Origin of the sequence: Paenibacillus sp. FSL P4-0081 (assembly GCF_000758565.1) — a bacterium.
GTDB lineage: Bacteria > Bacillota > Bacilli > Paenibacillales > Paenibacillaceae > Paenibacillus_AQ > Paenibacillus_AQ phytohabitans.
This window is the reverse complement of the sequence record NZ_CP009280.1, coordinates 5017311-5030172: the sequence shown is the minus strand read 5'-3', so window position 1 is coordinate 5030172 and position 12862 is coordinate 5017311. Positions and strand designations below refer to the sequence as shown.

The window sequence follows — 12862 nt, the reverse complement described above, 5'->3', positions numbered from 1 at the left end:
AGAAATCAAAGAGGCCGTGCTGGTTATGGCCAGGCGTACACCTGTCGGCAAAATCGGTGGACAGCTAAGCACGCTTGAACCGGAGCAGCTGCTTGCCCCGCTGATTCGCCTCCTCGTTACTGAAGCACAGCTGCCGCCGGAATGGATTGATGATGTTATCATCGGCAATGTAGTGGGACCTGGCGGGAATATTGCCCGTAAGTCTGTGCTTGAAGCCGGATTGCCGGTTACGGTTCCGGGAGTCACAGTCGACCGTCAATGCGGTTCAGGGCTTGAAGCCATCATCATGGCGGCCCGCCTCATTCAGAGCGGTGCCGGAGAGATATTCCTGGCAGGCGGAGCCGAAAGTGTAAGCCGGGCGCCTTGGCGAATGTTCAGGCCCGGTACGCTGGCGGGGACGCCAACCCTATATACACGCGCACCGTTCACACCCATTGCTTATGGAGATCCTGACATGGGGCTTGCTGCAGAGAATGTGGCGGCCAAATACGGGATTACCCGTGAAGCGCAGGATCTGTATGCGCTGGAGAGCCACCTGAAAGCAGTCCGGGCTCAAAGTACAGGCAGATATGTACCGGAGCTTGTACCGCTGCAAGTCAACGGATTACGGATTGCAGAGGATGAATGTCCGAGACCGGATACAAGCCTGGGGAAGCTGCGCAGCCTGCCACCTGTATTTGCGGAGAATGGCACTGTGACTGCCGGGAATGCCTGTCCTATTAATGATGGTGCCGCTCTGGTGCTCATGATGTCGCGTGACAAGTGTGAACAGCTTAACCTGACGCCCATCCTCCGTTTTGTTGACTCTCAGGCTGCCGGAGTGGACCCCTGTTATCCGGGTATCGGACCGGTTCCGGCGGTCCGGAAACTGTTATGCCGCCAGGGTCTGACCATCGGGGATGTGGATATCGTTGAATTTAATGAAGCCTTTGCCGCTCAGGTATTGGCATCACTGCAGGAGCTTCAGCTTCCAGCGGATAAGGTTAATCCCGGCGGAGGCGCGTTAGCTCTGGGTCATCCTTACGGAGCATCCGGTGCGATCCTTATGACGCGTCTATATTCGGAGATGCTGCAAACCCCCTACAAACGGGGGATAGCTACACTTGGCATTGGCGGCGGGATGGGGCTGGCCGTTCTGATGGAGGCGGTTATATGAACAAGATCCGCTTTCAGGTTCAGCTCACGACGGGAAATATCGTGCAGTATGCACACAGCATAGCTTCGCCCCTACAGAGAATAGGAGGAGCAGCCGTTGCTCCTTCGACTATGCCGGTCACATTCTGGAAGACAGCAGATGTCCCCTGGCTTCCCCTGAAAGCGGCAATGATTCACGGAACACAGCAGTTTACTTATCATGCTCCGCTGATGGCGGGTATGAATTTGGAGTGCGAACTAACCTTACTTGCTGTAGAGCACAAAAACGGCCGGAGCGGCGTGCTGACTTTCTATACCCATTCTCTATTCTGCTGTCACCGGGGCAGCCCCATCGCTGTAGCAGAAACCGTCTTGATCGGGAGAGGTGAATGATATGAGAATCAGGATTTCTGAGGCGGATATCCGGCAATATGCTGCTGTCACCAAGGATGAGGCAGCGATTCATCTGAATGCCGCAGCCGCAAGAGAAGCGGGTTACGAAGCTCCCATTGCCCATGGAATGTACATCATGGGGCTGGCGCAGTCTTTATATATGAAAGAACACCTCTCCCATTGGATTCAGTCCATTACTATGCGGTTTGAGAAGCCGTGTGTTCAAGGCTCAGCCGTATGCTTCCGGTATAACGATTTGAAGCATGATCAGATCCAGGTAACGGTAGTGACAGATCACGGGGATATCATCGCTAAAGGCTCTTTTGGCGTTGTAAAGGGGATCATGGATATATGAAGACGGCATTAATAACCGGGGCAACCCGGGGGATTGGGCGCAGTACAGCTATAGAACTGGGGCGCTGCGGATATCAGATCGCCGTTAATGGTTTAAATGGCAAGAGTGTTAAGCAAGTAGTTGAGGACATCCGGGGGACAGGCGGCTTCGCGGAGGGATTCTGTGCCAATGTTGCCGATCCCGCTGCCGTTACGGCAATGATGGACGAAGTGGCCGGGAAGATGGGTTCCCTGGATATTTTAATTCATAACGCCGGCATTCTTCATGACGGCAGATGTGAGTTCATGACGGATCTGGAGTGGCAGGCTGTCCTCGGCGTTCATTTGAATGGGGCATTCTACTGCATCCGGCGTGCAATTGCCCATCTGAGCCGGCACGGAGGCGATATTCTGCTGATGACCTCAACCGCGGGACTCACCGGTTCGGCGGGGCAGGTCAATTACAGTGCGGCCAAGGCCGGACTTCTCGGGATGCTGTGGACGCTTGCCGATGAACTGAAGACCAAGCGGATCAGGGTTAACGGCATTGCTCCTGCTGCCTTAACCGATATGACCCTGCCGGTTGTTCAACATTTGACAGAAAAATATGCACAGCTTAATGAGCCGCTTCCTGAGGCATGGAGCTTGGGTGAAGCGGACGATGTGGCCCGGTTCGTGCGTGCGCTTCTGGATCACAAGGACCCGGAGCTGACGGGGCAAGTGTTCGGCATTAACGGACAGCAGATTACACCTTGGGAGAAGCCACGGCCGCTTGCTACAGTCACTTCTGCGCCGGAAGATTTTTTTGAATTAAGGAAACAGCGGAGGGAGCGTGGGGCAGATGCTTACTTTTGATCAGGTCGATTATTATTACCGGAGCGGGAATCCGGTTCTTCGCCAGCTAAGCTTTGGAATCCGCCAAGGTGAATTTCTCTCCATCATTGGAGGGAACGGAAGCGGAAAGTCCACGCTCGCCAAGTTAATGAACGGGCTACTGCAGCCAAGAGAAGGACAAGTAATGCTGGACCGTTTGAATACACGGACTCCTGATGACCTTGGGAAGATTCGGGAGCAGGCCGGACTGGTATTTCAAAATCCCGACGATCAGTTCATCACAACCTCTGTTCTGGATGAAGTGATATTCGGACTGGAGAATCTGCGCGTGCCGAGAGCTGATATGGCCGGGCGGGCGAATATGGCTCTGCAAGCAGTTCACATGGAAGATTATGCGGAAGCCATGCCGCATCAACTGTCAGGCGGCCAGAAACAGCGGGTTGCGGTTGCTGCTGTTGTGGCAATGGAACCTTCGATAATCATCTTTGATGAAGCGACCTCCATGCTCGATCCGCAGGGAAGAAGAGACATCCTCGAGCTGATGAACTCCCTTCACCGGCAGGGTAAGACCATTATTCAGATCACGCATCATATGGATGAGATTCTTTCCTCTGACCGTGTTCTGCTTCTGAGCAGAGGAGAAATTGCTTTTGACGGATCACCCTCCGCCTTGTTTAGCAGCGTATCCATTACAGAGCATCAGATCTCTCCCCCTTTTGCGGTAAGACTGCATCAAGCGCTCGGATTAAATGCCCCCCTGCGTGCGGACTGGAAGGAGACAGTGTCTGCCTTATGGCCTTCGAGTTAAATGACGTAAGTGTAAAGTTGAACGGGGTAGAGATTCTTCAATCCGTAAGCTGCACGCTTCAGGAGGGGAAATGGATTTCGGTGACTGGCCATACCGGAGCAGGGAAATCCACCTTTGCCAAAGTAATAAAGGGGCTGGTTCCTTTCTACAGAGGCGAATATACGCATGACCGCCAACCTCTGCCCAGGGACAGTAAAGGGAATACGAAGGCCGTCCCACAGATCGGTTATGTATTTCAATATCCGGAGCAGCAGCTTTTCGCAACGACGGTTTATAGGGAGCTGGCCTTTGCTCTTACTGTGAAGGGGGAATCACCAGGGAAAGTGGAAGCAGCAGTCAAGACGGTTATGGAGCAGCTGGGACTCCCGGCGGATCTTCTCCAGGAGAAGCCGTTCCAGCTTAGCGGGGGGCTTAAGCGGCTTGTCGCTGTCGCTTCCGTGCTGATTACGGAGCCGGAGCTCCTTATTCTGGATGAGCCCACCGCCGGACTTGATTCCGTGCACAGGACAGCGCTGCTGAGACAGCTCAAGGCATGGCAGAGGGAGAAGAACCGGACAGTACTGCTCATCTCTCATCAGCTTGAGGAGGTTGCCGACTATTCGGACGAGGTGATGGTCTTCCAGAAGGGACGTTTATTAGCCCATTTGGAGGCGGATGAGTTATTTCTGAAGCGTGCAGCTTTGTTGGAGCATGCCGGGTTGCCTCTGCCGGAGCCTATACAGCTCTTAAGATTCATTGAGGGGATTTCCGGACGGACTCTTAAACCGGCGAGTTGCAGGGAAGAAGATATTATGCAGCAGGTGAGGAACGTCTGGAAGTCAAGAGGTCTTCATCATGAAGGATAACATCCTGCTGGGCCAGTATATCCCTTCAGATTCAGTACTCCACCGGCTAGACCCCCGTACCAAGCTGTTAAGCATGCTAACCTTTACAATTTGCTCTCTTTTACTCAATAATTATGGCGGATTTGCTATAGCAACTGTCTTTGCGGGAAGCCAGATGCTGTTGTCCCGGGTTCCGGTACGGATGTTTCTTAGAGGATTAAAGCCGGTTGCGCTCCTCTTGTCCTTTACTTTTGCCTACCATCTCTTCAATACCAGCGGGGTACCGCTCTGGCCGGGTTCGGCCGTTCAAGTGACAGAAGAAGGAATAGAGAAGGGCCTCTTTGTTGTCTGGCGTATTCTCTTGCTCGTGTCGCTTGCTTCGCTGCTGACCTTGACGACCAAGCCGCTGGATCTGGCAAAAGGCCTGGAGCAACTGTGCAAGCCGCTATCCCGCCGGGGCGTTCCGGTTGAGGCTACTGCATTGATGCTCGTGATTGCAGTCCGCTTTATCCCGACAATTATTCAAGAGCTGGACCGCATTATGCTGGCGCAAAGAGCCAGAGGGTATGACATTATAGCGTTCAAAGGCCATAAGCGGGTGTTTGCATATTTGTCATTGGTGGTTCCCCTGCTAATAACAACGGTTCAACGGGCAGAGCAGCTGGCAATGACGATCGATGCAAGAGCCTATGGGAACGGGAAGGGCCGTACTTCTTATAGAGAGCTAAGATTATCGCGAATCGATTATACCGCCGGGGGAGTCACGCTTGCTTACGTGCTGCTGCTTCTGTACCTGTAGCATGACCAGAGAACTTGATTAGAGCTTAATTAACTTCAATTCCGTATAGTTTATGTATAACGAATCCCTCCCTTAATCTGGCAATGGTTGCATGATATAATGAGCTTGCGATTATTCAGACCGAAGGAACAGAGGGGGAAGAAATGTATCTGCACAAAGGGAACCTGTTCATCCGGGATGCGGCTATAGGCGATGCAAAGCTGTTATGCGGCTGGTGGAACGACGGGGAGATTATGGCGCATGCCGGGTTTCCTAACGGGATAGGCACTACTGAACAAGAGGTACGAAGCAAACTGCAGAGCGGGGCGGACACGGAACGGCGAGGCCGATTGATCCTGGAGATCAGCGGTGTTATATCACATAATCATCCTCGATACCAATCTTAAGAACATCAGAGCACAGCATGTATATGAGAAACTCGGCTTCCGGAAAATTGCGGTGCGAACGGATGCGTGTACAGATCAGCTTGGAGAAAGGCAGAGTTTTATCGATTATGAGTTGACCCAAGCGGAATGGAGAGCAGACTGGCTACATTGCTGAAAGGAGCCGTTGCGGCATGATTGTAATACCTGAACCTTTTACCAAAAGAATGCACGAACTCTATGGTAAGCAGGGCGTAGCATGGGCGGAGGCGCTGCCTGATCTGATTACCGACTGTGCAGACCGCTTCGGCTTTAGTCCGGAAGCTCCCTTTTCCAATTTATCCTATAACTTTGTACTCCGGGCAAAGCTCAGTAACGGGAAGCCGGCAGTCCTAAAATTATCCTTCATGAAGGAGGAGCTTTCTAAGGAAGTTAGTGTGCTTCGAGCCTATGAGGGCAGGGGGGCGATTCATGTACTGGATGCAGATGAGGACTGGGGTGTGGCCCTGCTGGAAGGAGCCGACCCCGGCACACCGTTGTCGGCCATTGAGGATGATGCGAAGGCGACGAATATCTTTTGTGAGGTATTTCAGCGCCTTCAGCTTCCTGCACCAGCCGGCAGCCGGTACCCGTCTATGAAGCAGCACTTCGCGGCCATAGAGCGATACCGTGAGCGGTTCGGCGATGGAGAAACTGCAGCGCCGCTGCCTGAGAGCTGGGTGGAGAATGCCGAAGAATGTCTGGTGTATCTCATTAACACCACGGAAGAGAATTTTCTGCTGCACGGTGATCTGCATCATGACAACATCCTCCGCCAAGGAGAAGAGCAATGGGTTGTTATTGATCCTAAGGGCATCATCGGTGACATTCATTTTGATACTGTCCAGTATCTGCTTAACTATATGGATCGGGGTGGTGATTGCGAGCAGGTACTACGGGGCCGGATTGCCATTATGGCCGAACGCCTTGGCCTGGACCCCCGCCGAATCGCGATGTGGGGCGTGGTACGAGGCGTGCTTGAGGCATGCTGGACGATTGAAGGCGGACGGACAGATTGGCACAGAGGTATCCAGTTAACAGAGCTTTTCGCCAAATGCCTGGATTGAGCCAAGAACTATACTTATGTTCCAAGTGAAGTCAAAGCGTAAGCAGACACTAACCTCATGTTAGTGTTTTTTCGCCTTTTTTTGCAAACCGTCTGGAGTTGTGGCGCTTTAGCCTTTATAATATGACGAGAATATAGAATAAAGGAAAAGGTGTTAATTTCATGAGCATATTAAATGTAGAAAAGCTGAGTCACGGGTTCGGAGACCGGGCCATATTCACCGATGTATCCTTCCGCCTGCTGAAGGGCGAGCATATCGGTCTGATTGGTGCCAATGGTGAAGGTAAATCGACCTTCATGAATATCATTACCGGCAAGCTGCAGCCGGACGAAGGCAAGGTGGAATGGGCGAAACGCATGCGCGCCGGTTATCTGGATCAGCATGCTGTACTTCAGCAGGGACAATCCATCCGTGATGTTCTGCGCGGAGCCTTCCAATATCTGTTCGATATGGAACAAGAGATGAACGATATGTACGGCAAGATGGGCGAGGTCACCCCGGAGGAGCTGGAGCAGCTGCTGGAGGACGTTGGAACGATTCAGGACATGCTGACCAGCCAGGATTTCTATATGATCGATGCCAAAATCGATGAAACGGCCCGCGGGTTGGGTCTTACCGACATCGGTCTGGATAAAGACGTTAACGATCTCAGCGGCGGTCAACGGACCAAGGTTCTGCTGGCTAAGCTGCTGCTGGAGAAGCCGGACATCCTGCTGCTCGATGAGCCTACGAACTATCTGGATGAACAGCATATCAACTGGCTGAAGCGTTATTTGCTGGATTACGAGAATGCCTTCATTCTGATATCGCATGACATTCCGTTCCTGAACAGCGTAATTAACCTGATCTATCATATGGAGAATCAGTCGCTGTCGCGTTATGTGGGCGATTATGAGTATTTCCAGCAGGTGTATGAAGCGAAGAAATCGCAGCTGGAATCGGCCTTCAAACGCCAGCAGCAGGAAATCGCCGATCTGAAGGACTTCGTTGCGCGCAATAAGGCCAGCGTAGCTACCCGGAATATGGCAATGTCCCGGCAGAAGAAGCTGGATAAGATGGATGTCATCGAGATTGCCAAGGAGAAGCCGAAGCCGCAATTTAACTTCAAGCAGGGCCGGACCTCCGGCAAGGTGATTTTTGAAGCGAAGGATCTGGTGATCGGCTACGATTCCCCATTGTCCAGACCTCTTGATCTGAGCATGGAGCGGGGACAGAAGATTGCCCTTGTAGGTGCGAACGGGATCGGTAAAACGACGCTGCTGCGCAGCATTCTCGGCCAGATTCAAGCCATTTCAGGCTCGGTGAGACTCGGGGATCTGCTGGAGATCGGTTATTTCGAACAGGAAATGAAGGAATCGAATTACAACACCTGTATTGAAGAGATCTGGAACGAGTTCCCGTCCTACTCCCAATTTGAAATCCGGGCGGCACTGGCCAAATGCGGCCTGACGACCAAGCATATCGAGAGCAAGATTGCGGTCTTAAGCGGCGGCGAGAAAGCCAAAGTACGTTTGTGCAAGCTGATCAACCGTGATAGCAACCTGCTTGTACTGGACGAGCCGACCAATCATCTCGATGTAGATGCCAAGGAAGAGCTGCAGCGTGCGCTCAAAGCTTATAAAGGCAGCATCCTGCTGATTTCCCATGAACCTGAATTTTACCGCGATATCGTAACGGATATCTGGAACTGCGAATCGTGGACGACAAAAGTATTCTAAAAAGCCGGCAATAATTCCGGTTTAACGGTGACCCGTAAGAGGACAGCTTTGAACAAAGTGCCCCTTCTTACGGGTCATTTATGTCAAGATGTTAGTATAGGTTCAGGAGGAACATATGGAAGAGAAACATGAGGAAATACCTGTGAAGCAAGTCAGGGGAAGTATAGTCAATATCATCATTGACGGCATTTCCGGAATCTTTCTTCCAATCGTTAATATTCTGAGTGCGGCAGGCATTATGAAGGGTTTACTCGCCGGCGCCGCTGCACTGGAGATCATCAGCAAGACAGAAGGCACGTATACGGTGCTCAATGCGATGGCGGACAGTCTGTTCTACTACCTTCCGCTGCTGCTTGCCTTTACAGCCGCCCGCAAATTCGGGGCTAACCCCTTTACTGCCGTTGTGATTGCCGGGGTGCTGTTGTACCCGAGCCTGACCACGCTGTTTGACAACCAGGAAATCATACATTTTCTCGGGATGAGTATTACTCCCGTTAACTATCCTTCGAGCGCCATTCCGATCATCCTTGCGGTAGGCCTCTTAGTGTATGTAGAACGATTTTGCGTTAAAATATTGCCTGAGGTCATCCGGGAGTTTTTCACACCGTTGATCTCGATTGTGACGGTGTCCGCCGTGACACTGCTGGTGTTCGGTCCAATTGGCTCACTTGCCGGAGACATGCTTGCTGAAGGATACCGCTCTGTATACAACCTCAGTTCGGTAGGGGCGGGAATGGTGCTTGGCGCGATTATTCAACCGATGGTTATCTTCGGATTGCACTGGAGTCTGGTACCGCTGGCAATCAACAATATCAGCGTACATGGCTCGGATACCATCCTCGCGCTGATGGGACCAGCCGCCTTCGCGCAGGCAGGAGCGGCGCTCGCCGTGTTCATCAAAGCCAAGGACAAGAAGTTCAAAACCTTATGCTTGTCCGCGTCCATTTCGGCCTTGTTCGGAGTGACCGAGCCCGCGATGTTCGGTGTGAACCTGCCCTTGCGCAAGCCGATGGTCATTGTCTGCTGCGCGGGAGCGATCGGGGGCGGAATGGTCGGCCTATCCGGCTCGTCGGCGATTTCTTTCGCTTTTCCGGGCTTAGCGACTTTACCCGCTTATCTGGGGGACGGATTCGTCGGCTTCCTGCTCGCCTGCATGACTGGATTTCTGATCGCGCTGGCTGCTACGCTGTTCGTGAAGCTGGGACCGGTGCCGGCGGTGGAGCCTAGCTCCAAGTAGATTGAAGAAGGCACCAAGCTATTTTATCCGCTATGGGTTTCGTGTAATGAATGCTATACTACTAGAGGTTATTAAGTGAACAGATAAAGGGTGACAAGATGGAGAAAATCAGCTTTCATTACGGAAAACATATTCAAAAGGTTGCGCGGGCACTATATTTCCATTCGTGGAAATCTATTCTCTCCATTGGGGTTCAAGCGGTGTTTGTAGCCGTTTGTATGATTCTATATGTTAAGAACGAATCGATCATACTCCTCGGGATATCGATAACACTTGTGCTTACGATCGCTATGTCGATGGTTATGCGTACCTTGCTGCTGCCAAAGATCCTGTCGGCAGATACAAGGTACAACAAGGAATTCGAATATTTGTTCGATGCAGAAGGGATCAACTTCAGCCCGGAAGTAGATCAGTCCATCATGAAATGGGGCTCCTTCACCCGGGTGTGGGAGAATAAAGGCTATTACTTATTGTTCCATGGTCAGCAGGAATACTGGTTCATTGCTAAGCAATCGTTCGAGGATGCAGCACAAGAGAATAAATTCAGAGCTTATGTATCGGATCACCGCAAGATTGTCACTGGGGTTATCCTGTAAAAAATGATATGTCATACGATGGACGTGCTATCCTGCACGTCCTTTTTTCTTGGCTGATCCCGGTGTTTCATCCCTGGCTTCTATGCCCGCCAAAAAGTTGTACAGTCAGCCTTATCCGCAATGTTGTACTCGATCATTTGTCTGAGTATGGTGTAATCAACCGGGCTCGTCCATTTCATACGCACCAGCAGCTTGGTATGATCTAAGCCAGCCTGCTTAATGGCATCGGCAAAATGATCCATTCCCGCCTTCTCGGGGCAACCGCTATATGCGCTTTGGATACACTGAAGCCGATAATATAGGTTCCGTGATCGGTGAACATCGGCTGATTCCAGGCGATTTTCGGCGTTAATTGGGGAAATTCCTGGATCACCCAAGCCAGTACCTCTTCCGTCGCAGCGCGGTGTACCGGATTATCGATTTTAGCTAAATACTCTGCAAACTCTTCCACGGCTGTCCCTCCTGATCTGTAATCACTCTCATGCCATCTATCTTATAGTTTCGTACCCGGTTAGTCAAAAAAATGAATACACAAATTAAGGGATTCGCCTATCCGTCAAAGAATGTTACGACAGAGTGCTGCATACCATCTTTTACCTGTATTATAATAAGAATCCAATAGATTTTTATTATGAACGTAGTGGGGGAAGTGAATGGAAAAGTTGATCACACATCAAGGCAAACGTCCTGCTGAAATTGGGGTGACGATAAGCTTTACTTTACTGATATTATCCTGGCTATACTTATTAATAATATATAATAGAACTAACCGATTTGATCTTTTCTTGTTTTATTTACTCATCATAATATCAGGTGGAATTATCATGGGGATATTAATTTATCGCTTGTTGACATGTCGCAGAGTGTTCGTCATTGAGATTAAACCTGAAGCCCTTCAGATCAAGAATATTGAGATAGAAGCGGGCAAGGTTAAGAAGATTTTTATCAAAGGATACTTTAAGCCCGTAATCGCGGTTAAGCCCAAAGCTAATTTGCTGGTGCCGTACAAGTACTGCTTCTGTTTCTCAGCCAAAGAGGATCAAGGGATAAAGGACCTGAAGGAATGGGCAGATCAGCATCAGATTGAAGTGTTGCACAAACGGTTTACGCGATGGCTGTAGTTATTAGACCATTAACACAGCTTCAAGCTGAAGATATTGCATACCATTGGCATTATGCAGGTGAATATTCTTTTTATGATATGGATGCAGACGAGGATGATTTAATCGAATTCCTGGACCCGGCCGGACGTGGGGATCATACATACGCTGTATCGCAAGACGATGAGTTTATAGGGTATTTTACTGTTCAGCCGGTTGAGGGTAACATTTGTGATATAGGTTTAGGCATGAGACCCGATCTAACCGGGCGTGGCGCAGGGCAAGCTTTCCTGAAGTCGGTGCTGCATTATGTTACTGTGAATTTCCATCCTGAACGGATAACGCTGGCTGTAGCAACCTTTAATGCGAGGGCTATCAAAGTGTATTTAAAAGCCGGATTTACCGCAGCAGATACCTACATGCAGAATACAAACGGAAGCACTTACGAGTTTATGAGCATGGTATACAAGTGCTAAAATCATCTGAAGAGGTAACTCTTTAAAACATAAAGGAGGCACCGCAATGAAAGTAACCGGATTTAGCCATATGACACTCAATGTTCGCGACCTGCAGACGTCCCTTGATTTCTATCATGGCATTCTCGGTATGACCTTAAGACACCGAGGCAGAACGGATGCTTATCTGGAGTGGGGAAGTGCCTGGGTCTGCCTTGTTGAACGTGCGGGTACTGAGGACCACGCAGAAGGATTTGCCGGGATGGATCATGTGGCTTTTTATATCGCAGAGAACGATTTCAATGAAGCTGTGGGCATCCTGAAGCAAAGTAATGTAACCATTGTAAGAGGCCCGATACAGCGTGGAGTAGGCTGGTCCGTTAATTTCTTGGATCCGGATGGAATCCAGCTAGAACTGCATACTTCTACCCTCGATGAGCGGATGAAGATCTGGCGCTGAGAAACGTTTCGGGTATATGATTATAGAATATATTTATAGAAGCCAAACCAGAATCGAGGACGCTAGATGAATAATCCTTTTACAGAAATTCTGACTTCAGAAGCTGAGCTTAGAGAACTCCTGGGCTATCCCAGTGAGGTGGTGAAGCGTAAATCGATCCATCATCTGGATCATAATTGCCGCAATTTAATCGCTATGTCACCGCTCTTATTCCTGTCCACCGCAGATGAACACGGCTCTTGCGATGTCTCTCCACGCGGGGATGCACCCGGATCGGTAGTGGTGCTGGATGACGGTCATTTGGTGATTCCGGAGCGGCCGGGCAACCGCAGATTTGATTCCTTGCTAAATATCATCGCTAATCCCAATGTAGGACTAATCTTTATCATCCCGGGGCTTGAAGAGACCCTGCGGATTAACGGGCAAGCTTACGTGATCAGAGATGAGCATATTCTGGATAGGATGAAGGCCCGGGATAAACGGCCAACCTTGGGAATTGGTGTGAAGGTGGAGGAGTGCTATATGCATTGTGCCAAGGCTTTTAAAAGATCGCAGCTATGGGACAGCGGATCCTGGCCTGCCGAAAACTCGCTTCCGTCTGCTCCGGCGATTATCGCGGATCATGTGAATTCTGCCGAGTTTACTGTGGAAGTAGTCCGGCAAGGCATACAGGAGAGCTACGAGAAACGACTCTATTAATGAA

16 protein-coding genes and 1 pseudogene are annotated in these 12862 nt (G+C 50.5%); 16 read left to right on the top strand and 1 reads right to left on the bottom strand.

Features of this window, described 5'->3' with window-relative positions; all coding sequences use genetic code 11:
• Positions 1–4 precede the first annotated feature (4 nt).
• The 12 genes from P40081_RS21530 to P40081_RS21475 all read left to right on the top strand — a co-directional run bounded on the left by P40081_RS21530 (position 5) and on the right by P40081_RS21475 (position 10144).
• Positions 5–1156 (top strand): thiolase family protein, encoded by a 1152-nt coding sequence (locus P40081_RS21530; RefSeq protein WP_197074400.1) that lies wholly within the window; start codon positions 5–7, stop codon positions 1154–1156.
• Positions 1153–1527, top strand: coding sequence for an FAS1-like dehydratase domain-containing protein (locus tag P40081_RS21525; RefSeq protein ID WP_042138311.1), 375 nt, complete (start codon positions 1153–1155; stop codon positions 1525–1527). The genes P40081_RS21530 and P40081_RS21525 overlap by 4 nt, the downstream gene beginning before the upstream one ends.
• A 1-nt stretch (position 1528) precedes the next feature.
• A complete protein-coding gene (locus P40081_RS21520) occupies positions 1529–1882 on the top strand; it encodes a MaoC/PaaZ C-terminal domain-containing protein (RefSeq protein WP_042138309.1) in 354 nt (117 codons plus the stop codon).
• Positions 1879–2715, top strand: coding sequence for an SDR family NAD(P)-dependent oxidoreductase (locus P40081_RS21515; protein ID WP_052421927.1), 837 nt, complete (start codon positions 1879–1881; stop codon positions 2713–2715). Before P40081_RS21520 ends, P40081_RS21515 begins: the two co-directional genes overlap by 4 nt.
• Positions 2702–3502, top strand: coding sequence for an ATP-binding cassette domain-containing protein (locus P40081_RS21510; protein WP_042138307.1), 801 nt, complete (start codon positions 2702–2704; stop codon positions 3500–3502). The genes P40081_RS21515 and P40081_RS21510 overlap by 14 nt, the downstream gene beginning before the upstream one ends.
• On the top strand, positions 3487–4347 hold the full coding sequence (locus tag P40081_RS21505) for an ATP-binding cassette domain-containing protein (protein WP_042138305.1): 861 nt from the start codon (positions 3487–3489) through the stop codon (positions 4345–4347). Before P40081_RS21510 ends, P40081_RS21505 begins: the two co-directional genes overlap by 16 nt.
• Positions 4337–5125 (top strand): energy-coupling factor transporter transmembrane component T family protein, encoded by a 789-nt coding sequence (locus P40081_RS21500; protein WP_042138303.1) that lies wholly within the window; start codon positions 4337–4339, stop codon positions 5123–5125. Before P40081_RS21505 ends, P40081_RS21500 begins: the two co-directional genes overlap by 11 nt.
• Before the next feature lie 143 nt (positions 5126–5268).
• Positions 5269–5511: a hypothetical protein gene (locus P40081_RS39430; RefSeq protein WP_042138301.1), complete on the top strand. Its 243-nt coding sequence runs from the start codon at positions 5269–5271 to the stop codon at positions 5509–5511.
• Between the two features lie 170 nt (positions 5512–5681).
• Positions 5682–6593 (top strand): aminoglycoside phosphotransferase family protein, encoded by a 912-nt coding sequence (locus tag P40081_RS21490; RefSeq protein ID WP_042138299.1) that lies wholly within the window; start codon positions 5682–5684, stop codon positions 6591–6593.
• A gap of 161 nt (positions 6594–6754) precedes the next feature.
• Positions 6755–8311 carry an ABC-F family ATP-binding cassette domain-containing protein gene (locus P40081_RS21485; protein WP_042138297.1) on the top strand — a complete coding sequence of 519 codons (1557 nt, stop codon included), beginning with the start codon at positions 6755–6757 and terminating at the stop codon, positions 8309–8311.
• 115 nt (positions 8312–8426) lie between these two features.
• Positions 8427–9548 carry a PTS transporter subunit EIIC gene (locus P40081_RS21480; RefSeq protein WP_042138295.1) on the top strand — a complete coding sequence of 374 codons (1122 nt, stop codon included), beginning with the start codon at positions 8427–8429 and terminating at the stop codon, positions 9546–9548.
• 98 nt (positions 9549–9646) lie between these two features.
• On the top strand, positions 9647–10144 hold the full coding sequence (locus tag P40081_RS21475) for a YcxB family protein (protein ID WP_042138293.1): 498 nt from the start codon (positions 9647–9649) through the stop codon (positions 10142–10144).
• 80 nt (positions 10145–10224) lie between these two features.
• On the opposite strand, the pseudogene P40081_RS21470 reads toward P40081_RS21475, so the two are convergent.
• Positions 10225–10595: pseudogene (locus tag P40081_RS21470) on the bottom strand (iron chaperone).
• A 202-nt stretch (positions 10596–10797) separates the two neighbouring features.
• Between P40081_RS21470 and P40081_RS21465 the strand changes: the two are divergent.
• The 4 genes from P40081_RS21465 (at position 10798) to P40081_RS21450 (ending at position 12858) form a co-directional block, all read left to right on the top strand.
• Positions 10798–11265, top strand: a complete 468-nt coding sequence (locus P40081_RS21465; RefSeq protein ID WP_042138291.1) for a hypothetical protein — start codon at positions 10798–10800, stop codon at positions 11263–11265.
• Entirely contained in the window at positions 11256–11720 is a 465-nt protein-coding gene (locus P40081_RS21460) for a GNAT family N-acetyltransferase (protein WP_042138290.1), read from the top strand. Before P40081_RS21465 ends, P40081_RS21460 begins: the two co-directional genes overlap by 10 nt.
• A 46-nt stretch (positions 11721–11766) precedes the next feature.
• The gene (locus P40081_RS21455) at positions 11767–12159 is read left to right on the top strand and encodes a VOC family protein (protein WP_042138287.1); all 393 of its coding nucleotides are present in this window, start codon (positions 11767–11769) and stop codon (positions 12157–12159) included.
• Positions 12160–12225: 66 nt separating this feature from the next.
• Entirely contained in the window at positions 12226–12858 is a 633-nt protein-coding gene (locus P40081_RS21450) for a pyridoxamine 5'-phosphate oxidase family protein (protein WP_042138286.1), read from the top strand.
• Positions 12859–12862: the final 4 nt, after the last annotated feature.

Excerpts from the sequence above, each read along its gene's own strand:
- P40081_RS21450 (WP_042138286.1), top strand. The coding sequence starts at position 12,226 with ATGAATAATCCTTTTACAGAAATTCTGACTTCAGAAGCTGAGCTTAGA.
- P40081_RS21485 (WP_042138297.1), top strand. The coding sequence starts at position 6,755 with ATGAGCATATTAAATGTAGAAAAGCTGAGTCACGGGTTCGGAGACCGG.
- P40081_RS21480 (WP_042138295.1), top strand. The coding sequence starts at position 8,427 with ATGGAAGAGAAACATGAGGAAATACCTGTGAAGCAAGTCAGGGGAAGT.
- P40081_RS21475 (WP_042138293.1), top strand. The coding sequence starts at position 9,647 with ATGGAGAAAATCAGCTTTCATTACGGAAAACATATTCAAAAGGTTGCG.
- P40081_RS21465 (WP_042138291.1), top strand. The coding sequence starts at position 10,798 with ATGGAAAAGTTGATCACACATCAAGGCAAACGTCCTGCTGAAATTGGG.
- P40081_RS21460 (WP_042138290.1), top strand. The coding sequence starts at position 11,256 with ATGGCTGTAGTTATTAGACCATTAACACAGCTTCAAGCTGAAGATATT.
- P40081_RS21510 (WP_042138307.1), top strand. The coding sequence starts at position 2,702 with ATGCTTACTTTTGATCAGGTCGATTATTATTACCGGAGCGGGAATCCG.
- P40081_RS21500 (WP_042138303.1), top strand. The coding sequence starts at position 4,337 with ATGAAGGATAACATCCTGCTGGGCCAGTATATCCCTTCAGATTCAGTA.
- P40081_RS21520 (WP_042138309.1), top strand. The coding sequence starts at position 1,529 with ATGAGAATCAGGATTTCTGAGGCGGATATCCGGCAATATGCTGCTGTC.
- P40081_RS21490 (WP_042138299.1), top strand. The coding sequence starts at position 5,682 with ATGATTGTAATACCTGAACCTTTTACCAAAAGAATGCACGAACTCTAT.
- P40081_RS21455 (WP_042138287.1), top strand. The coding sequence starts at position 11,767 with ATGAAAGTAACCGGATTTAGCCATATGACACTCAATGTTCGCGACCTG.
- P40081_RS21505 (WP_042138305.1), top strand. The coding sequence starts at position 3,487 with ATGGCCTTCGAGTTAAATGACGTAAGTGTAAAGTTGAACGGGGTAGAG.
- P40081_RS21515 (WP_052421927.1), top strand. The coding sequence starts at position 1,879 with ATGAAGACGGCATTAATAACCGGGGCAACCCGGGGGATTGGGCGCAGT.
- P40081_RS21525 (WP_042138311.1), top strand. The coding sequence starts at position 1,153 with ATGAACAAGATCCGCTTTCAGGTTCAGCTCACGACGGGAAATATCGTG.
- P40081_RS39430 (WP_042138301.1), top strand. The coding sequence starts at position 5,269 with ATGTATCTGCACAAAGGGAACCTGTTCATCCGGGATGCGGCTATAGGC.